Source organism: Bartonella sp. AA2SXKL (genome assembly GCF_042197205.1).
GTDB lineage: Bacteria > Pseudomonadota > Alphaproteobacteria > Rhizobiales > Rhizobiaceae > Bartonella.
In genome coordinates this window covers 22797-44488 of the sequence record NZ_JBHIRN010000004.1, presented here as the reverse complement: position 1 = coordinate 44488, position 21692 = coordinate 22797, and the positions used below count along the sequence as shown (strand labels likewise).

General features: G+C 35.2%; 15 protein-coding genes. 12 read left to right on the top strand and 3 right to left on the bottom strand.

The genetic code is table 11. The annotated features are described in order from the left end of the window. Positions 1 to 112: 112 nt before the first annotated feature. On the top strand, positions 113 to 604 hold the full coding sequence (locus ACFINS_RS04000; RefSeq protein WP_375650745.1) for a hypothetical protein: 492 nt from the start codon (positions 113 to 115) through the stop codon (positions 602 to 604). A 647-nt stretch (positions 605 to 1251) separates the two neighbouring features. Here the strand turns inward: ACFINS_RS04000 and ACFINS_RS03995 are convergent. Then, complete coding sequence (locus ACFINS_RS03995) at positions 1252 to 1698, bottom strand: nucleoside deaminase (protein ID WP_375613519.1); 447 nt, start codon at positions 1696 to 1698, stop codon at positions 1252 to 1254. Positions 1699 to 1968: 270 nt separating this feature from the next. Here ACFINS_RS03995 and ACFINS_RS03990 point away from each other — a divergent pair, with 270 nt between their 5' ends. From ACFINS_RS03990 to lpxK, 8 genes are all read left to right on the top strand, one after another. Then, complete coding sequence (locus ACFINS_RS03990; protein ID WP_375650749.1) at positions 1969 to 3369, top strand: pseudouridine synthase; 1401 nt, start codon at positions 1969 to 1971, stop codon at positions 3367 to 3369. Beyond that, positions 3350 to 3916, top strand: coding sequence for a 16S rRNA (guanine(966)-N(2))-methyltransferase RsmD (gene rsmD, locus ACFINS_RS03985; protein ID WP_375650754.1), 567 nt, complete (start codon positions 3350 to 3352; stop codon positions 3914 to 3916). Before ACFINS_RS03990 ends, rsmD begins: the two co-directional genes overlap by 20 nt. 542 nt (positions 3917 to 4458) lie before the next feature. Beyond that, complete coding sequence (locus tag ACFINS_RS03980) at positions 4459 to 4908, top strand: hypothetical protein (RefSeq protein ID WP_375650758.1); 450 nt, start codon at positions 4459 to 4461, stop codon at positions 4906 to 4908. 1202 nt (positions 4909 to 6110) lie between these two features. Beyond that, a complete protein-coding gene (locus ACFINS_RS03975) occupies positions 6111 to 7442 on the top strand; it encodes a TldD/PmbA family protein (RefSeq protein WP_375705915.1) in 1332 nt (443 codons plus the stop codon). Next, positions 7429 to 8235 carry a 3'(2'),5'-bisphosphate nucleotidase CysQ gene (locus ACFINS_RS03970; protein ID WP_375700873.1) on the top strand — a complete coding sequence of 269 codons (807 nt, stop codon included), beginning with the start codon at positions 7429 to 7431 and terminating at the stop codon, positions 8233 to 8235. The genes ACFINS_RS03975 and ACFINS_RS03970 overlap by 14 nt, the downstream gene beginning before the upstream one ends. Before the next feature lie 46 nt (positions 8236 to 8281). Beyond that, complete coding sequence (locus ACFINS_RS03965; RefSeq protein WP_375616897.1) at positions 8282 to 8527, top strand: DUF4170 domain-containing protein; 246 nt, start codon at positions 8282 to 8284, stop codon at positions 8525 to 8527. A gap of 1371 nt (positions 8528 to 9898) precedes the next feature. Next, positions 9899 to 11221: a lipid IV(A) 3-deoxy-D-manno-octulosonic acid transferase gene (gene waaA, locus ACFINS_RS03960; protein WP_375612378.1), complete on the top strand. Its 1323-nt coding sequence runs from the start codon at positions 9899 to 9901 to the stop codon at positions 11219 to 11221. Continuing rightward, positions 11211 to 12251 carry a tetraacyldisaccharide 4'-kinase gene (gene lpxK / locus ACFINS_RS03955; protein ID WP_375705914.1) on the top strand — a complete coding sequence of 347 codons (1041 nt, stop codon included), beginning with the start codon at positions 11211 to 11213 and terminating at the stop codon, positions 12249 to 12251. Before waaA ends, lpxK begins: the two co-directional genes overlap by 11 nt. A 19-nt stretch (positions 12252 to 12270) precedes the next feature. Here lpxK and ACFINS_RS03950 read toward each other — a convergent pair whose 3' ends face one another. Next, entirely contained in the window at positions 12271 to 12507 is a 237-nt protein-coding gene (locus ACFINS_RS03950) for a DUF2093 domain-containing protein (RefSeq protein ID WP_375608064.1), read from the bottom strand. A gap of 109 nt (positions 12508 to 12616) precedes the next feature. Beyond that, complete coding sequence (gene mutL, locus ACFINS_RS03945; protein WP_375675103.1) at positions 12617 to 14470, bottom strand: DNA mismatch repair endonuclease MutL; 1854 nt, start codon at positions 14468 to 14470, stop codon at positions 12617 to 12619. A 238-nt stretch (positions 14471 to 14708) separates the two neighbouring features. Here mutL and ACFINS_RS03940 point away from each other — a divergent pair, with 238 nt between their 5' ends. From ACFINS_RS03940 to ACFINS_RS03930, 3 genes are all read left to right on the top strand, one after another. Next, positions 14709 to 15797 (top strand): 2'-deoxycytidine 5'-triphosphate deaminase, encoded by a 1089-nt coding sequence (locus ACFINS_RS03940; RefSeq protein ID WP_375645986.1) that lies wholly within the window; start codon positions 14709 to 14711, stop codon positions 15795 to 15797. 1138 nt (positions 15798 to 16935) lie between these two features. Beyond that, a complete protein-coding gene (gene lldD, locus ACFINS_RS03935) occupies positions 16936 to 18087 on the top strand; it encodes an FMN-dependent L-lactate dehydrogenase LldD (protein WP_375612383.1) in 1152 nt (383 codons plus the stop codon). A gap of 1625 nt (positions 18088 to 19712) precedes the next feature. Continuing rightward, positions 19713 to 20177 (top strand): hypothetical protein, encoded by a 465-nt coding sequence (locus tag ACFINS_RS03930; RefSeq protein ID WP_375650773.1) that lies wholly within the window; start codon positions 19713 to 19715, stop codon positions 20175 to 20177. Positions 20178 to 21692: the final 1515 nt, after the last annotated feature.

Genomic DNA, 21692 nt, shown 5'->3' with positions numbered 1-21692 from the left:
TACAAAGTAAATTCCGTTATTTTGTCTGCAGGGGGGAAATTTGTGTATGGACCGTTCTCTCATAAATAACGGGAATATTAATCAGCCATATACTTAGGAAATGGAATAGGCAGTGAGAAAACGTGAAATAAAAATATTTCCAATAGGAATTTTAGGGATGTGCTTTGTTTTAACGGGATGCAATTTATCCGCTCCTACCTATGGTACCAATAAACCGGTTTCGATACAGTTTTTTGAAGATGTTGCTAATATTACTTCATTAACACCAACAAATAATAGCAGCCAGATTGCTATGAAACCTCATCCAAAACTTGTAATACCAAGCCCTAGTTCACGCAGATTTTTGCCGGTACCACAACAAGATAGATCTGTCAATGAAATGGCAGCATCGAAGCAGCATCAAGGAAATACTCCTTTTCCTCACAAAGGATCGTCAGTTAATGGCGTTGGTTCAGAAAATCCTTCACAGTTGAATGCGAAGCAACGACAGGAATATTTACGTCGTCAGAGAGCACAAGTTGGAAGTTCAAAATACCGTCGCTATCTCACTGAACCACCTTTAAGTTATCGCCAACCGGCAAAAACCGCACCTATTGGTCGATAGGGGAAAGACAAAATATTTAAAGTAAAGTATTTTTCCAATTACTTATGATACCAAGCTCTCATTCGCGCGCAGTTATAATGCTGCTGTAGGAGGGGGTATTCTCATGAAATAGCAATATGACAACAGCATCGAGAGACTCCTTATGCGTTTCCTTAACACGAAACATTTCTCAAGCTCATTTTACAACATTGCTCATGTGGCTAGTATAACGTAAAATCTATTGTGCTCCAATACTTTATGCTTAGGAAGGAGAAAGTGGATACCATCATTTTATTTTACAGACTCCAATGTTGCGATAATTCTTGCATTTGAGAGCTTTCATAAGAGACATTTTTAGTCTTTTCTAAAACGTTCTTTATCCAGACGATAATTCCGCTTATGATGTGCAAGAAAGTGATTTTTACTGTTTCAATGTAATTTGAAATGAGAGCATATCTACGATATTTTGGACTTTATATTTTATATACAAAATAATGAATTATTCTTTTGAATGAATGTATCATCTAATAGAAACAATATGCAGAATTAAAAGAGAGAAAAAATGCTTCGAAATAGCTTTTGCTATATATATATCAGAAGAATTAACAGTCTTTTTTGAGAAGTAGGATAGTTTTTAAAGAGTGAAAGTTATGGAAGAAGAATTATTTTTAGTATCGCTTTTGTATAAAAAAGTCTTTAAGTAATTGAGCAGCTTCTTTTTCCTTGAAACCAGAATAAATTTCAGGTTTGTGATGGCAGGTTGGTTGCTGATAAAAACGTGGGCCATTTTCTATAGCACCTCCTTTGGGATCATTTGTTGCATAATAGAGACGTCGTATGCGTGCAAATGAAATGGCAGCGGCACACATAGCACAAGGTTCAAGTGTTACATAAAGATCGCAATCAGGAAGCCTTTCGCTTTGCAATGTTTCGCAAGCCATACGGATTGCGCGTATTTCTGCGTGTCCTGTAGGGTCATATGCAGATTTTATAAAGTTACCAGCGCGTGCAATGATAGCTTTTCCACGTGTAATGATAGCACCTACGGGAACTTCATCTTTTTTTGCAGCCTCTTGCGCTTCTAAAAGGGCTATTTCCATGGGCGTCAAGGTCATAATATTCTTTCTACTGAAGGTATAGAAAATCTAAAGGTTATCTCGATAAGGAATGCTATGGAATGAATGATTTATTACGCTTTTATAATGAAAAGAATACCTCTATTTTTTTTAAGAGTTTAAAACAAACTTGCAAGTCAACAGATACATTATTGTCGTTAAAGGATAGAAAATGATAAATGATTATGCTACTTCATTTTTCAGGATAAGCGGTATGGTGCATGTGAATAATTTTCTGAACATACTTGCAAAGATTGGTTTGAAACGCAAATGAATGAAAATAATGAGAGTGAACGAATTGCTAAAAGGTTAGCGCGTGCTGGTATTGCTTCGCGTCGAGATGCAGAAATGATGATTGTTGCAGGTCGTATTTCTGTGAATGGTAAAGTCGTGACAACGCCTGCTTTTAATGTTAGCCGCTCTGATGTTATTAAAGTTGATGGCAAACCTTTACCTCCTATAGAACGAACCCGTTTATGGCTTTACCATAAGCCAGCAGGTCTTGTCACCACGAACCGTGATCCTGAAGGCAGACCCACAGTATTTAGTAATTTACCAAAAGGAATGCCGCGTGTTCTTTCTGTTGGAAGGCTTGACATTAACACGGAAGGGCTTTTGCTTTTAACCAATGATGGTGGCTTAGCGCGTGTATTAGAGCTTCCTGTAACGGGGTGGGTCCGCAAATATCGTGTCCGTGCTCATGGAAGAGTCAAGCAGAGCGCGTTGGATAACCTTAAAAATGGTATTGCGATTAATGGTATTTTTTATGGTTCGATTGAAGCATCAATTGAACGCGAACAAGGGTCGAATGTATGGCTTTCTGTCGCTTTGCGAGAAGGAAAAAATCGTGAAATAAAGAATGTTTTAGGGGCATTGGGATTATCAGTTAATCGATTAATACGTGTATCTTATGGTCCATTTCATCTCTCTGATTTAGAAGAAGGAGCCGTGCAAGAGTTAAAAGGGCGGATGTTACGAGATCAGTTGGGGGAGCGTTTGATTATGCAAGCCAATGCAGATTTTGATGCTCCTATTCTTAAGCCATTTTCAAATTCTGCAGTTGTTGCAGAAAAGCAAAGCCAGAAAGATCTTTCTATTGCAAATGATGGTTGGGTTTTCTCAAGTGAAAGGGCAATACGACGCCGACCAAGAGATGGTTCTGTTGAACATAGTCGCGCACGATTAAGTACAAAGTCTCATGAGAATGTAAAGAAGGAGAAAAGTGAAGAAGGAAAAGCAGAGCGTTTTCTACCGCGTTCTCGCCGTGCTAATGTTTGGATGGCTCCTGGTGCACGTCCGCAAAGTGCACGTAGAAAGCCTTCTTATAGTGAGGAGAAATCGCATGGTCATAAGAGCGATTTGGATGGTAGAAAATCATTTCATCGAAGCAAGGAAAAACTAAAAGAAAATCCGTCATACAAAGAGAAGAGGGAAAGTTTTGTTCAAAAATATGGCAAAATATCTTATGAAGAGACGCATCCCTTTGGTAAGAAAGATCGCTTTTTAAAGGATAAAGAGAAAATGATAAAAGGTAGTCATGATGAGCATTCTTTTGAGAGAAAGAAAAAGGTAAAATCGTTTGGTGGTGCTATGAAAAAATCTAAACCACATAGGGACGGTGCAAAAACTTCGAAGCGATTTGGAGGTCCACGTGCGGATCATAGGCGGTAAATTTGCTGGGCGTGTTTTGTTTTCGCCTGTTAATCAGTCGATTCGCCCAACGAGTGATCGTACACGTGAAAGCCTTTTTAATATTCTTTCTAGCCGTGAAGAAGAATTTTGGACCAATAAACGCATTCTTGATCTTTTTGCTGGTACTGGTGCTTTAGGCATCGAAGCACTTTCGCGTGGAGCAAAGGCTGCTGTTTTTGTTGAAAACTCGGTTGAGGGGCGTGGGGTAATTCAAAAAAATATCGAAGCCTTTGAATTACAGTCAATAGGGCGGATTTTGCGTCGAGATGCAACCAAACTTGGTAATATTGGAACAATGCTTCCATTCGATGTTATCTGCGCTGATCCTCCCTATAGCCGTTGTTTAGGTGAATGCGCTTTTGTAGAAGCTTTGCGAGGAGGGTGGGCAAAAGCTGATACACTTTTCATACTTGAAGAAAAGAAAGATACAATGATTGATTTACCTGACGTCTTTTATCTAGATGATGAGCGTTTTTATGGTGAAACAGCAATACGTCTCTATAAATTACGATCGCTTACATCTTGAGAAAGTTTTTGTGTTTATCCGATAGGATGAAAAAATGCTTTTTCACAGTTTTCTTCATTTTATATGTTTTTTAAAAGGTTAAGCAGAAAATCAATAAAAGATTCTAATGTTAAAGGAATTGATGAATTTTTATTAGCTTTACTACAGAAGGATTTTTTTCTCCAATAGGATATATATTCCTCGATAATATTTATGATCTTTTTTGTCTAATTTCTTTCTGCTATACCTTAATCATCACATTTCATCAACAGTTGAAAGCTTTAAGCTATGCAGTCTGCATTGATATCTTATATGATGCGTAACTTCTATTTTTGCTATTGTATAAACTTAAAAAAGATATTTTGTTTAGTATTGAAAATATTGTTCATTTATCCTGAATACTTGTGTGTTTAGTTTAGTAATATCGCTTGTTGAGTTAGTCATTACATATTAAGTAAATCTGAGAGTATTAAGTATCTTATCGTGGTGCAGCTTTAAGGATACTTTTTTATATTATTCTTTATCACTAAAGATAAGTAATTTGTAAAAAAGGGGAGATTATCGTGTTTAATTGGATATATAGTGAAGAGATTAGTACAGAAGCAAGTGCTGAGCAAATTTGGGCTATATGGGAAGATGTGGCATCATGGCCTTGCTGGGATAGTGAACTTGAGTGGGTAGAACTTTCTGGTCCTTTCAAAGAAGGCGCTATAGGACGCATGAAACCTAAAAAGGGACCTACAGTAACTTTTACACTTGATAAAGTTATAAAAAATGTTTGTTTTTCTGATTATGCTAAACTTCCTTTTATACGTATGAGTTTTAATCATGAATATATTTGTTCAACAAAAACTGGTTCTTCAAATAACAAAATTCGTCATACTGTAATCATGTCTGGTTTACTTGCTCCTTTATTTGGAATGATTATTGGATCAAAAATTAAGTTACATCTTCGGGATGCAATGATTGAAATGAGTAGACGTGCTCTTACTGAAAACAAAAGCATTTTGTAAGGGGGTACATTTATAAAGAAGTTAATACCTTAAAAAAGGTGCAGAACTCTTAGCCTTGTTAGAATGAAATCAGTTATGAGTATATAGCAAATTGATGAGCTATGATTTGGTTTTAGTTAGCTGTTGAAATCGTGTCAAAGCATCTTACGGGATTAATTTTGCACTAAAAATCTTATGAAATTCATTGAATTTTTTATATATAAAAGCTTATAAGATGCTCTCTTCGTTGAAAATGAGAAAGTTTCAGAAGCTCATTGCTTCTCTTATGATGTAGGCCCATATCGTCATGATATTTGCTGGTTTCTAATGTTGCGATAGCTTTTGCATTTAAAACCTTCATAAGAGACATTTTGATTTCTTCTTAAATGGTTTTCATTCATACGCTCCTTACTTATGATTTGCTCGCAAATAGTTGTGATTGACTCAACATGAATAGGTTCGAAACAGAGAGAATTTTATGATATTAGGCTTTTTTATACAAATTACAAAACAATAAATTATAATTATAAATCAAACTGTTAATTTTATTGAAAGATTACAAGATAATTTCTTTGATTACTTTTAAATATAAAAAATGAGTTCTTTATGATATTACGTCCATTAGGGTAAAGAAGTTTATGACTGCTCATTTTGTTGAAACCATAACGGAAGGAAATATTTTTTACTCTGTTTAAGTTTTGTTTCATTTACAAGAGTGCCGTCTCATTATGAGAGAGTTTATAGAAGCAAAGAAGTGTATACAAATATAAGGCATTTTCTTGATTCTTGCTTGGAAATTAAAGAATGCTATAGGAAAGAGATGAGGTAAGTTTTTTACTACCCAGAGGAAGGAAGACCTGTGATTTAAATCATTTTATGCTTTTCGAATTTTTGAGGATTTTGGCTTAAATTCAAGTGTTATTGCTAAGACTTTTGTTAATTGTCAATTGTTCTGTTGATTTGATTATCAGTGGAGATTTGGCTCCTAAAATGATAAGGGCCCCATGAGAAATCTTGAAACTAAAGAGATTTTACGGCATATACGGCATATTACGTCTTTTCATAAAGAAGCTAAAAGGGAAATGATTTAATGCATTAAAAGAAAAAGAATGCATGAATGTGCATAATCTTATGAATCAATACACAAGAGTTATATTCTGATTTGTATAAATTTGTCAGAATGCTTATCAATGTAAATAATAAAATATTTTAGGGAGTCTATAATGACTGACAAAAACCAGATTGAGAAAGCTGTTTCGCTGGTTGAAGCAGCAAAGCGTTCTGGGGCAGATGCTGCTGATGCTGTTATTGTTCATGCTCATTCTACCAGTGTATCAGTTCGTTTTGGGAAAGTCGAATCGACAGAAGCAGCAGAGAGCAATGATTTTACTCTAAGGGTTTTTGTTGGAAAAAAAGTAGCAAGTGTTTCTGCTAATTTAGGATCTTATCCGCAAGAATTTGCGGAACGTGCTGTTGCGATGGCTAAAGCTTCTCCCGATAGTTTATTTGAAGGTTTGGCAGATAAAGAGTGTTTGGTTAAGTATCCTAAAGATCTTGATCTTTTTGATGATTTTGTACCCAGCAGTCATTTTTTAACAGAAGATGCTTTAAAAACGGAGGCAGCAGCTCTTGATGTTAAAGGTGTAAGCAATTCTGGTGGCGCTGCAACAGCTTATGGCCGTAGTGGGTTTATTCTTGTGACCAGCGATGGTTTTTGTGGAGCCTATCGCTCAAGTTGTTTTTCACGTTCTTGTAGTGCTCTTGCAGGTGAAGGAACACAGATGGAGCGGGATTATGATTATACAACAGCCTTACATTTTTCTGATTTAGAGGCAGCAGAAACTGTGGGAAAGAATGCAGGGCTTGGTGCTGTTCGACGTTTGGGTGCAGTTCGTGCGGCGACTGGGAGCGTTGATGTTATTTTTAATCCGCGTACGGCTCGTGGAATTGCAGGGCATATCGCATCTATGGTCAATGGAGCCTCTGTGGCTCGAAAAACGAGTCTTTTACAGAATTTCCTAGGCAAGGAAGTGATGAAGCCTAATGTTAATGTAACCGATCAACCTTTGCGATTACGTGGAAATGCTTCTCATCCTTTTGATGGAGAAGGGGTAGAGGGGCAAACACTCAATATTATTGAAAATGGTATTTTAAAAAATTGGCTTCTTTCATCATCTACAGCACGTGAATTGGGACTTAAAACAAATGGACACGGTATGCGTTCGGCATCATTAGTGCAGCCGACCAGTACAAATTTTGCTATTGAACCGGGTTTAGTATCGCCTTGCGATATGATAAAAGATTTGCGAAATGGATTTTATGTGACCGAATTATTCGGTCATGGCATTGATTTTATTACTGGTCAGTATAGTCGTGGGGCTTCCGGTTTTTGGATTGAAAATGGTGAAATTGCTTATCCGGTAAGTGAAGTAACGCTAGGTTCTGATTTGCTTCATATGTTAGCACATTTAACACCTGCCAATGATATTGATCGGCGTTATAGTACAGCTGCTCCAACATTGTTAATTGAAGGGATGACACTTGCAGGAAAATAACACGCATCATTCTTCTGATTTAAATCTTTTGCGTGATGTTTGTCGAGAGGCAGGAGATTTAGCAATGCGGTATTTTGGATGCACGTTGGATGTCTGGATTAAAGAAGGTAATTCCCCGGTTAGTGAAGCAGATTTTGCTGTTGATCATTTCTTGAAAGAGAGGCTTCTTGGAGCTCGTCCAAATTATGGATGGATTTCAGAAGAAACAAAAGATAATCGAGAAAAACAAGATTATTATGAGCGCTCTTTTGTTGTTGATCCTATTGATGGAACGCGTGGTTTTCTTTCTGGCAATCCTTATTGGTGTATTTCGGTTGCTATTATTGAGAATGGGCGTCCTATTGTGGGCGTTTTACAATGTCCGGCTCAAGGAGATGTTTATACAGCTGTAACGGGTGGAGGGGCAACATTAAATGGGATAAAACTTCCTCGTTTAGCCTTTCAGGTTCATCGAAAATATAAAATTTCACTTGATAAATCGCTCGCACAAAAATTACCAGATGATTTTCTCAATCAAGTCAGTCTTTACCATTATCTTCCTTCTCTTGCTTATCGTATTGTTCTTGTTGCTCAAGATGAAATTGATATCGTATTAGTTCGTCCGAATTGTCATGAATGGGATATTGCCGCTGCTGATCTTATTTTGCAGGAGTGTGGAGGGTGTTTTTTATCGCTTGATGCCCCTTTACTATCTTATGGAATTGAACCTTACCAGTATGGACTTTTAATTGCTGGTAAAAATAATTGCTGTCAAGATATGATAGATGTTGTTCGTCAAACAAAGTTAGTTTAATCATGTAAAAGCGCGCTAAAATAATCTAAATGATATGGAGGCACATATGACTGAAACCAACGAAAAAAAACAATATTTACATCTTGTATTTGGTGGGGAATTAAAAAATCTTAACAGTAATCAATTTAAGAATCCTGATGATTTAGATGTGGTTGGTATTTTCTCAGATTATCAATCCGCTCAAGAAGCATGGCAGGCAAAAGCACAAAGCAGTGTAGATAATGCATTACAACGTTATTACATTGTAGATTTGCATCAGTTTCTTGATGCTGAGTTAGGCGATGCAGAATAAAGCTTGAATATTGGGTCATTATAACCTGTAGATTGCTTCATGCTTTTGTTTAGTCGTCCTTTTCATAGGTACGTTCTTTGGGTAAAATAGAATGCCGTAAAAAAGAATATGCTTGTTGTTTAAAATTCATATGTTTTCTTAAGAAAACATCTCCCAAAACACCCAAGCCCATTTCATAATAGTGTCTGTGCAAGGTATAAAATCCATTATTGCACCACCATCTTTACGCTTAATAAAAATGCAAGACAGTTTCTATCAACCTATTTACAACAGCAATATTATCATGACAGCTATCACTCGAAGTTTATGATTATATTGTGAATAGTCACTCTGCTTTTGAATGGGGTATGAGACACTAATGCGTTAAGATTAATAAAAAGAGTAGCATTATTAATGATAGCAATTATTACTCTGTTGAGATTATTAGCACTCGTTACTTATCTATTGGAATTTTTTCAACGAGTTATTACGATAAGCTTAGAAACCATGAAAGTCGTTAGAAACTTTACCAAAATTAGAAATTTAGAGAAACTGAATAGATTTATGAAGTTAACTTACCTCATAAGGATTTCTTGAGTACTCATTTAAAACTAAAATCTATAAGTTAATCATTTTGTGTTGATTATATACAATCTTAAAAGGAATAATATATCATTGCGACCTCCTGAAAAGAGAGGATTTAAAATTTTGAAAACTCTTATTTAAATTGCTTTAAGACTTTTAAGAAATTCTCTATTAAACAAGATTAGATTTTTCTGGATTACCTTTAAGAGATTATATCACAATTTAAAATGAGAACTCTATACTATTCAAAAGTTTTTAAGATTAGTTTGACATATTCATTTTATTGAAATGAAATAATAGAGATTGAGCTTTCTTTTAAACACATTTTATTTGTTGTATTTATATTAGGTTGTAATGTCTATATGGGTTATTTTTTGAAAAATTGACAATACCTAACATATGTAAAAATAAGCTTTTTCTCTAAAATACCAACGTGCAAAATTCAAAGTCTCATTAAAATCATAAGAAGTATTTATTCAGTGAGTTGAAAAAATTGATACAATCTATGTCATAGGTTTATCATTTATATTTTAAAAATTATAATCGACTGAAATGTAGTTTTGTTATTTTTGAGTAAGATTTTTTATAGGGTGCAGAATGAAGTGATAAAATCGATATAAGTTACAAAATTTAATTAAAAGAGATTTAAATAATGTGTATATGTATTGAATTTTCTCATGGATTAAGCTTTTTTTATTTAAGATATCGATGATATTAAAAAATATGGATGCAACCAATAGTGTTGATGAATTTTTTAACAAAATAAGTATATAGATATCTTAAAATAGCTGGATGAGGTGATTTTAAATGGTAGAATTAAAGGCACATACGGCTCTTTTAAGCTATCGGATAATTGGTTTTTGCTTATGTCCTGTTATTCCTTTTTATTTGTTCTTTCGTGCTATTCGTGGAAAAGAAGAGTGGTGTCGCAAAAAAGAGCGTTTAGGTAAAAGTTCTCATGTACGCCCCCAAGGTTCATTAGTTTGGTTGCATGCAGCAAGTGTTGGAGAAACACTTGCACTTTTTCCACTTGTAAATTATATTTTATCATTGAAAATCAATGTATTAATGACAACAGGGACTGTGACCTCTTCTATTCTTGTGAAAAAACATTTTGGTGATAGGTTGATTCATCAATATGCTCCTTTGGATTTAGATTTTGCAGTGCGCCGTTTTATTAGTCATTGGAAGCCTGATCTCGTCTTGATTTGTGAATCAGAAATTTGGCCCCTTCGTATTAAAGAACTTGCAAAAATGCGTATTCCGCAGATTTTGGTTAATGCCCATATGTCTGAACGTTCTTTTAAAGCTTGGCAAAAACGACGCGTTCTTGCCAAACATATTTTTAAGGATATTGATTTGGCGATTGGTCAAAACGAAAGAGATGTAGCTTATTACCATACACTTGGCGTAAAATCTGTTACGTTTTCTGGTAATCTCAAGGCTGATGTTTTTCTGGTTGAAAATCAAGAATTGCTTGCACGTTATCGTAATGCTATCGGCAATCGCCCAGTTTGGGCAGCTGTTTCAACGCATGAAGGGGAAGAGGAGATTGCTTTTGAGGTCCATAAAATTGTTAAAAATTATTTGCCAGATTTATTAACAATTATTGTACCTCGTCATCCTGAACGTTCAGAAGATCTTATCAGAAAATGCGATAATAAGGGGTTAAGTTTTATTCGTAGGAGTAGAGACGTTGTTCCAAACATGAATACCGATATTTTATGGGGAGATACCATTGGAGAAATGGGACTTTTTCTTCGCTTATCGAAAGTTTCTTTCGTTGGTAAATCGTTATGTGGAAATGGTGGACACAATCCATTGGAATTGGCTTTGCTTGGTTCCGCTATTTTGACAGGGCCCCATGTTTCAAATTTTCAAGAGATGTTCAAACAATTTCTAACGCATGATGCAGCATATATGGTTCAAGATACAAAACAGCTTGCTATTCAGGTGTATAAGCTTTTAACAAATGAAACATTGCGGCAAGAAATGGTTGATAAGGCTCATGAAGTGGCGACAGGTATGGCAGGTGCATTTGAGCGCACATTAAAGATTTTAGATCCATTTTTACAACCCCTTGTAATACAAACAGGTTTACGTCAGCGTCAGGGTAGATATGCATATTAGCGCCCCTCGTTTTTGGTGGAAAAATAAAAGCTTTTTGCGTTTTGTGTTAGCTCCAGTTTCATGGGGGTATGGTTATTTTTCAAGTCGTTTTATGACAAGACAGCCTCCCGTGATTGATCTGCCAGTTTTGTGTATTGGAAATTTTACATGTGGTGGTGCGGGTAAAACGCCGGTTGTTATTGCTTTTACAAAAGTGGCTAAAGAACTTGGTTTCGTACCTGGTATTATATCTCGTGGTTATGGTGGATCAGTTAAAGGGGTACATCTTGTAAATGAAAAATATGATACTCCATATAGTGTTGGAGATGAGGCACTTTTACTTGCACGGCATGCTTTTGTAGCTGTATCACCTAATCGTTATGCAGCGGCACAACGGCTTAAACAAGAGGGATGTAATCTTATTTTAATGGATGACGGATTTCAAAGTCGCCGTCTTTATATGGATTATGCGTTACTCGTTGTTGATGCGATGCGCGGTTTTGGTAATGGAGCTGTCTTTCCAGCAGGACCTTTGCGCGTACCATTAAAAACGCAGTTTTCTTTTATGGATAGTGTTTTATTGATTGGTCACTCCGATGCGCCTGATAATGTCGCTTTTCTTGTTTCGCGTACTGGAAAGCCTTTATATCGTGCTCATCTTAAAGCCAGTGCCTCTGATGAGGTTTCAGGAAAATCATTTTTGGCATTTGCTGGTATTGGCAATCCAGATAAATTTTTTAAATCTATTAAAGAATTGTCTGGTCATGTGGTGCAAACTTACATATATCCAGACCACTATTTTTTCACAGATAAAAATTTAAAAAGCCTTATACAAAAGGCTAAAATGCACAATTTATGGCTCGCAACAACAGCTAAAGATTATACCCGTATACAGACAATTCACATGCAAAAAGATTTGAAAAATCTTATTATCTTTGATGTGAATGTCAATTTTGTTCAAAAAGACTTCTGTCGTATGGTCCTTGAAGAGGTCATGACCCGCTTTAGAAAACGTTCCCTTGAATTTTCTTGTCTAAAAGGCAAAGGCTAAATTTATAGCTTTCGAGGGGTTATTTTTCTTTTGTTTTTAACAATTGCTTGAGATATGGGTTGCACTCAAGTTCGCGCTGATAGGAAATTTCACAACTAGCATATGCTTCTTGGCGGTGATGATTCCAATATTTTAAATCATCTATAGGGATTTTTTGCCCGCTAACAGCACAAATGGTATAGGTACCATATTCTATAATGTCATATCCATTATTAGAATAATGAATTTTTGCTTCGCGTTCACCATTGGGAAACATTATAACTCCTTTTTACTTGATACAAGAGATTCAAGAAAAGTGCCATAAAATATATTATAAAGTCGAGAGTTAATTTTAAAATATTTTTCTTGTAAAAATGATGAAAGGCTTATTTTCTGCCAAAAAGCCGTTCTATATCTGCCAATTTGAGTTCAATATAAGTAGGGCGTCCATGATTACATGTACTTGTATTAGGTATTGCCTCCATTTGTCGTAATAGTGTGTTCATTTCTTCGGGGCGTAAAAGGCGCCCTGACCGTATTGAGCCGTGACAGGCCATCGTTGCTGCAACATAATCAAGCATTGCTTTTAAATTATTTGTTGTATCATACTCAGCAGCCTCATCTGCGAGATCTTTAATAAGGGCTTGGACGTTGATCTCTCCTAACATGGAAGGTGTTTCACGCACAACAATTGCTCCTGGTCCAAATGGTTCTATTCCTAATCCAAATTTCTGCAAAGCATCTTTATGCGTTAAAAGGCATGTTGCATCCTCTTCAGAGAGTTCTACAATTTCAGGAATAAGTAATAACTGTGAAGGAAGTGGTTTGGAATAAAGTGCATTTTTGAGTGCTTCATAAACCAATCGTTCGTGAGCTGCATGCTGATCGACAATGATCAAACTATCTTGTGTTTGGGCGATAATATAGTTTTTATGGATTTGTGCTCTGGCCGCTCCTAATGGATAAGATAACTCTTCTGATGAAGATGTCGTGCTTGGAATGTATGCATCCCCACTTGGTGTATTTAAGCCCTCCATAATAGGAGCGGCATCTTCTTTTAAATCAAAAGAGTGAGTACTATCCAATGGTTTTTGGACCATTGGAGCGCTGGTAAAATGATGAGGTTGTGAACTGTAAGAAGAGAACTGGTGCGTGTTCTTAAAACTGCCTAATGGTTGTTGTGCCAATGATTGTTGTGTTTGAAATGCAGCAAGCATTGCTTCAGAACGGGTTGAAGTAGGACGAATACCAGATTGCTGCAATGCTTCACGAATAGCTCCAACAATCAAACCACGAATTAATCCTGGATCACGGAATCGTACATCAGCTTTGGCTGGGTGAACATTAACATCTACCTCAGCAGGTGGGAGGTCAATAAAAAGAATAGCGACAGGATAACGATCTCGTGTCATGACATCAGCATAAGCGCCTCGGATAGCGCCCCATAGAAATTTATCACGCACGGGACGTCCATTAACATAAGCAAATTGATGAAGGCTGTTATTTCGGTTGAAAGATGGCAAACAGGCAAAACCTGTTAAGCGCACCGCTTCGCGTTCAGCATTCAGCGCAATGCTATTAGGGGCGAATTCTTTTCCCATAATCTGCGTAATACGTTGTAATTGTCCTTGAATATTATTTTCTGTAGCAGACAATTCCATAGATGTTCTGTCTAGTCCTGAAAGAGAAAAGCGGATATGTGGAAATGCGATAGCAATTCGCTTAATCATATCGCTAATAGCATTTGTTTCAGCCCGATCAGTTTTCATAAATTTTAATCGTGCTGGCGTGACAAAGAAAAGATCACGAACTTCAACAATTGTTCCAAGATTCGCAGCAGCTGGTTTGGGTCCTACAATTTTTCCTGCAGTAACGGAAATTTCAGCAGCGCTCTCAGCATCTTTTGTTCGTGAAATGAGTTTAAGTTTAGCAACAGAACCAATAGAGGGGAGGGCTTCTCCTCTAAATCCAAGGAAGCAGATATTGTGTACGTCATCGGTAATCTTTGAGGTACAATGGCGAGAAACTGCTAAAGTTAATTGATCTGCAGGAATTCCATAACCATTATCACTCACCTTTATAAAATTTTTTCCACCATTTGCTGTAATAATTTCAATGCGTGTTGCACCAGCATCAATAGCGTTTTCAACAAGTTCTTTGACAACATTTGCTGGTCGTTCAATAACTTCACCGGCGGCGATTTGATTAATAATATTTTCGCTAAGATGGCGTATAATCATAATAAATTCTAACAGGAATCTTAAGGGTTCTATAGAAAATTATGATAACATCATTTGCGAGACATTCAAGAATAAGAGAACATGAGAGGTATTATTTTTACAATACCTCCTATTTTATTTTATGTTAACAAGTCGGTTGGAAAAAACATAAAAATAGTTTTTATCACTTTAAAATAGCTTGCACCAATTTATCATCTAGGTCAAAAAAGAAACAATGTAAAAAGGGAAGGCAATATATATGGCGCGTATAAGCGGTATTTTAGCAGATAGTGATATACAAGCTTTGATTGAGAATAACTTTCTCAAGGCTCAGTGTCCATTTGATAGATCTCAAATACAACCAGCAAGCCTTGATCTTCGTTTAGGGGAGAAAGCTTATCGTATACGTGCTTCTTTTATGCCGGGACCTGATACAAAAGTTTTGGATAAGCTTGAACGGTTAAAGTTGCATGAGTTTGATTTACGAGGTGGAGCCGTTTTGGAAACGGGGTGTGTTTATATTGTTCCTCTTTTGGAAAGTTTAGCTTTACCAGAATTTTTATCTGCTGTTGCCAATCCCAAAAGTTCTACAGGCCGATTAGATATTTTTACACGTGTCATTACGGATAATGCTCAAGAGTTTGATAAAGTTTGTGCTGGTTATCATGGTCCACTTTATTTGGAAATTAGTCCACGCACATTTCCAATTTTGGTGCATACAGGCTCACATTTATCACAGCTTCGGTTTAGAAAAGGGCAAAGTTATTTAAATGAAATAGAGTTGCACACTTTGCAAAGGCAAGAAACACTGATATCGGATGATTTTCCTAATATTAGTGTTGGTGGTATTGGTCTTTCCATTAATTTAAAGGGAGACGAAAACGGGCTTATAGGTTATCGTGGTAAACATCATACAAGTGTTATTGATATTGATAAACGTGCCGTTGCCCACGTTTTAGATTTTTGGGAACCTCTTTTTGATCGTGGTCAAAGGGAGTTGGTTCTTGATCCTGATGAATTTTACATTTTAGTTTCACGAGAGTCTGTTCATGTGCCTCCGCTTTATGCCGCAGAAATGACACCTTTTGATCCTTTAGTGGGCGAGTTTAGGGTGCATTATGCAGGCTTTTTTGATCCAGGATTTGGGCATAAGGAGGCGGGGGGAAAAGGAGCAAGAGCGGTTTTAGAAGTGCGGAGCCATGAAGTTCCTTTTATCTTAGAGCATGGTCAAATTATTGGCCGTTTGGTCTATGAGCATATGCTTAATCAACCATCAACCCTTTATGGACATGATGTTGGATCACATTATCAAGCACAGGGTTTAAAGTTGTCCAAGCATTTTAAATGAGTTGGGAACCACGAATTTTGATAACATGTATGCAGAAAGCGTATTTTAGATAAAAGAAAATTTTGTGCTTCGCAAAACCGGCGTCATGCATTCTATTTTTAATTTCCAAGGTTATCTCATCTCTTGCATTTGAGAGGGGATGAGAGGCATTTTTACTTCTTTTTTCAAGAGGTTCTATCTATACGAACTCCATTTATGATGTGCAAAAGAATAGTTTTGATTATTTCATCATGACAAAATTTACAATGAAAGAATTTTACTATATTCAATATGTTGTTCATATTTATGATAATAAATCAATAGGTTAATAAAATTCAATATAACAGTAGCTACTCACTTTTCAAAGTAAATATGCGAGATTGGATGCTGCAATTGACTCAATTTTTCTAGAGTGTAATAACCAGTATATTTTATTCCGCATAAAAATTATCCTTAAGCGTTAATAAATAAGTTTCACTCCAGTTTAGTAACAATTATTTTCAATAAACATTGTTCTAATTTTAGTAACTCATTTATAGCCTCAAGATATAATATTGCTAGAAAATTATTCAATTAAATATGAAGGTTTCTATTGGTATGAACATTAAAAGTTTTTATGCTTTATATGAATTAGGCACTATAAACTTTCATGAATAAGTAACAGATCTCAGTTTTGAATATTGATATAAGAAGATTTCTGCATGTATGCGACAGCTTTATTTCCAGTATTAATAAAGGATTTTTTCATCTTTTGGGGGAGATTATGATTTATACTTAATGACACTCTATATTCTTAATAACTGATAATGTAAGGATCTTTGGAGGGAGAAGCGACTTTAAATTATAACTAATTAAGCTACGGAGCAATCGCTTTCGAAAAGGGATTGCTTTAAAGAGAGTATAACATTTTAATTGCACATGAAGAATATATGAGTAGATACGTTATTAATGATACTTCATACTGTGAGATTTTAAATTTGGATAAGAGCAATAAAGACGTTGTTTTTATCAATTAGTTTTTTTAGAAAGTTGCAGTCTCTGTTGCTTCTATCTATTCAATAGAGTGCTTTGGGAGAATAGCGAATAGGTAGGTACATGGATTCGCTTTTATGCGTTTTAGGATGTTTTCTCTTTTCATTTAGAAACAATGGTGCCATCAATGATTATTTCTTCAACACTTGATTATCGTAAGGCAGCAAAGCGTCGTCTTCCTCCCTTTCTTTTTCACTATATTGATGGTGGGGCTTATGCTGAAGAAACGATGCGACGTAATTGTACAGATCTTCAAGCACTTGCATTGCGTCAAAGGATTCTAAGGCAAGTTGGTGAAGTTGATCTTTCAATCAAGCTTTTTGATCAGACACTTGATTTACCGATTGTACTTGCGCCTGTTGGGCTAACGGGCATGTATGCACGTCGTGGAGAGGTAAAAGCAGCGCGTGCCGCAGCGGCAAAAGGGATTCCTTTTACTCTATCCTCTGTTTCAGTTTGTCCTATTGCGGAAGTGCAAGAAGCGGTTGGAGGTGCATTTTGGTTTCAACTTTATGTTCTCAAAGATCGCGGTTTCATGCGTGATGCACTAGAACGGGCTTGGTTGGCTGGTGTACGCACGTTGGTTTTTACAGTTGATATGCCAATTCCTGGTGCACGTTATCGTGATGCGCATTCGGGAATGTCTGGTCCTTATGCTGGTTTACGTCGTTTTTTACAAGCTTTGACTCATCCATATTGGGCTTGGAACGTTGGTGTTATGGGGCGCCCTCATGATCTTGGAAATGTCTCTGCTTATCTCAAAAAGAAAATTGCATTGGATGATTACGTTGGTTGGCTTGGTGCAAATTTTGATCCATCAATTGGTTGGCATGATCTACAATGGATTCGCGATTTTTGGAAAGGAAAAATGATTTTGAAAGGTATTCTTGATCCAGAAGATGCTCGAGAAGCAGTAAAATTTGGTGCGGATGGTATTGTTGTTTCTAATCACGGCGGACGTCAGCTTGATGGTGTATTATCAACAACACGAGCATTGCCTGCAATTGCGGATGCTGTAAAGGATTATTTGACTATTTTAGTGGACTCAGGTGTTCGTTCTGGTCTTGATGTTATACGCATGATAGCACAAGGTGCGGATGCTGTTATGATTGGCCGTGCTTTTGTTTATGCGCTTGCAGCAGCAGGTAAGAAAGGTGTTATGCATCTCCTTGATCTTTTTGCCAATGAAATGCGGGTAGCTATGACACTGACTGGTACTCAGATAATCAAAGATATTACACGCAAGAGTTTAGTAAATATAGATGTTTTTAAGCAATGAAAGCAATATGTTATACTTCTTTCAGAAAAAGAAAGTCTTTTTATAGAGGAGCATAATTATATATTTTAAAAATATGTTGACAGTTAAAGTTAAATAGAAAAGATCAATAAGCTCCTCTATAAAATCACAGAAAATACTCAGTAACTACAATAATATTAAATATTATTGATAATAATAAACACGAAAAAAAACAATAATAACATTGCATACATATTTTATTTACTTTATTAAAAGCTCATTCTACGGATAAAAAGGAACAAGTGCTGATATTAAAGGTAAAACAACTGTTGATATAGAAAAAATAGCTATAAATAATGCTGTGAGCATTTTTCCCTCCTGTATATAAAAAACATTAAAATATAATATATTAATTATTTCTTTTCCACATTGGCATAAAACGTAAATTTATAAAATCCATTTAGTTTTACTTTAATATAGAATAATATTAATTATTATATATAAATAAAATTATTAAAAATGTCAATATGTATTTATTTTAATCTATAATTATAATAAAAAATGTATCTAATAAATAATATTTCTATAATCTATATATTATTTATATTAAGTTCATTGGATAATATATTATATGGATATGATATTGTTTTTATGGAGTACGTTTTTAAGCAATGAAAAAATATCCGTACTATCTTTAAAAAGCTCGTTTACTGAGAGCAAAACTGCGTGAATTAATGTGCTTTTCTTTCTTATTTTCTTGTATTCTCAATGATTTATGATGTTTTTGAACTGGCGAGCATATTAGGAAGCAGTTGAATATTTTTTGTATAGTATGTCATTTCTAACACTATTTATGCGTTCTCGATTGATTTTATAACTTGTTAAAATATCCAGTTCGTTTTTATTGCAGAGGGGGATTGTGGGGGCCTAATGATACAAATTGGCATAGAATGTTTTGTTCCATAAGCGATTTAACAATTGCATCTCCAAGCTTCTCCTTTGATACTATGCTCTTCACAGACAACAACAGATTGGTGAGATTGGCATAACTCTAACACTGATCTATTATCTCAAAGTTGAATTGTTGGCACACTTGTAAGCGTTGGGATAACTTCATGTTTTTTGAAGCTCTTCAGCAACATCAAGACAAATCTGAACAGTTTCTTCAGTAGCAGGTAAGAGGACATCTTTTCCTTTTTAAAACAGAAGTTTTGCTGATATCAATTTTTGAAGCATTTTTATGAATATTCATAACAGCACGCTTTCCTAAACCTATATAAATGGGTACAAGATTACTTAGAGTAGAAAGAATTACAGTTTCCATTTGATCCAATTACTTACTCATAAGTAATTGGATAATATTTACTTTATCGCTGAATAAAAAAGAAAAGTTTTTCTCTCTTTAAATAGAGGATGGATTGCCATCTAGCCAATAGGGATAGTTTGCGAGAAATTTGTTCGATGCAAAACGACTTAACATTGCAGTTACTTTTTATCATTTGAAGCTGTGAAAAGAAGGCTAAGATAGATGAAAGAATGTAAAAAATGATGGATACATTTTAAGATAAAAAATTATAATTTTGTTAATGCTACACCAGTTGCTGCTGATATTGGTGACAAAAGAAATTCGATCAAAAAAATATCAAAATTATTTGAGTATATTCCTCATGGCATGTAGAACAAACCTTTTTGTTGGTATGAGTGATATTTTCTTTGAACAGAAATTGATTCTATCCCCTGAAATCAGCAATAATCTCTCAGGTTATGTCGTAAACTTTTTAGGGATGTTACAACGCCACTATCGTCCTTTTATGAAAATGTTAGCATTTCAGATGAGCAGTTGTGAGGAATTTCAACGTTTAATACAGCAAGATCCAGAAACTCTCACGGATTTAGAACGGGCGTCAAGATTTTTATATTTACAGCGATTAAGTTTTAGAGGGAATGTAAATCTTACGATGAGAGTAGAAACCCATCGTAGCGCGCGGGGGCTTAAGCCCTTCCAATTTGAATGCGTGCTAAAACTTATTTTCCACTGTTTAGCAGGTGTTAGCATTGAACATTTAGACTGGTCTGATTTTATTGTGCGTTATGATTGCCTAAAAATCTTGTTTTATCTTTCACCACTTTAATTGTGGTTTTGAAGGTTATTAAAGAAAGGCTTTTTATAAGCGGGAGGACTATCAGCCGATGTCTAAGCTGCTTGCATAATAAGAGGGAGTTTTTTGTCTTTAAACAATATGCTAGAAATTCAAAAAACTTTAGTTAACTTTATAAAAGAGGTTACATCATCTTATATAGACTGCTCTGCAAATAACACAATTGCTGGTGAGGAATGGGGCATCACCAATTTTGATTTCTAAAAAAGAAACAATACGTATTAAATAGTCTTTAACTTTGCAGATTTTTTGAGAATCCTTTCAGAATCTTTTGAAAAAAGTGAACTGATAGAAGATATTTCTATCAAAATATAAAAACTTTTCTAACAAGTTAGGAATAAATATAAAAATATATATTAAATATAAAAACAGTACGATATGTAGGCAATCTGGGCTTTAGAAACAAGAATCAAAGCGTATAAAGATGCATAGAGGTGAGATTGAGACATATCATTTTTATGATTCAATAAAAAATAAAAATTAAAGAAAAAATTTTATATCAAAAATTTAAGGTGGTTTAAAAGGTGGATGGGCAATGCATGGAAGGATGAGTGAGAAGGTGAATTAGGGGAGAGTGATTTATAGATTATCAGTATCTTTGTAAAAGTATCTTCTCAAGATAAATATTGGGATGAAATAAGATTGTGGTTGAATGTTCGAAAAGATAATACGCGCTCTTAACTTTTCCGTTATACACATCACAATAAACGCCGTGAAAGACACGGTCCTATTACAAACTTTCTCTAAAAGCAGTACATGAGTTTACAAGCTATTACAGTAATATTTTAAAAGAAAGATTTTATTTCAGGAAAAAATTATCTTAAAATAGTAAAGCAATATTTTTCAAGAAATTGCTAGGCAACTTTTGAAAGTAAAAAAGCTAAGTTAAAAAATAAAAGAAAAAATGGTTATTGGTTTTCTCAATTGGAGTTGCATGTCATTTCCCACATAGGGAATTTACCTATAGAAAAATTAACAGCCAAGATTATTCACAATGTTTTCCCGCCACTTTAGCATGAAAAAGCAGATACAGTGCGAAAGTATTTTCCTTATCGTCAACATCATTATTATAATTAGGAAGCTGAAGCAACGTCATTTACAAATCACATAAAAGCCTTACCATTATTCATTATATAGCTCCGTAGATTGCTTTTCTTCAAGCATGCAAGCTTCTAGATGTTATTTTTGTTGAAAACAGAACCTTTGTGTATGATCAGTTCTTTGAACGACGATAGTAGTGCAATCCATAAAATCTTTTCTCATCTTCTTTTGATAGGATAACAAAGATGCCCATAGAATACATCAATAGACTCAATCATTTTACACAAACATAATCTGTTGAATCCTTTCGCTTCAACTCAGACATCTCCGTTACTCTAATTAAAACTAATCGACCACCAGAGTGTTTTAATCCTTTAAGTGCTTTTACTTTTAATCTGAATGTATCCACCTCTTTCAAATCTTTTCATTGATTGATGTTTCAGAGGA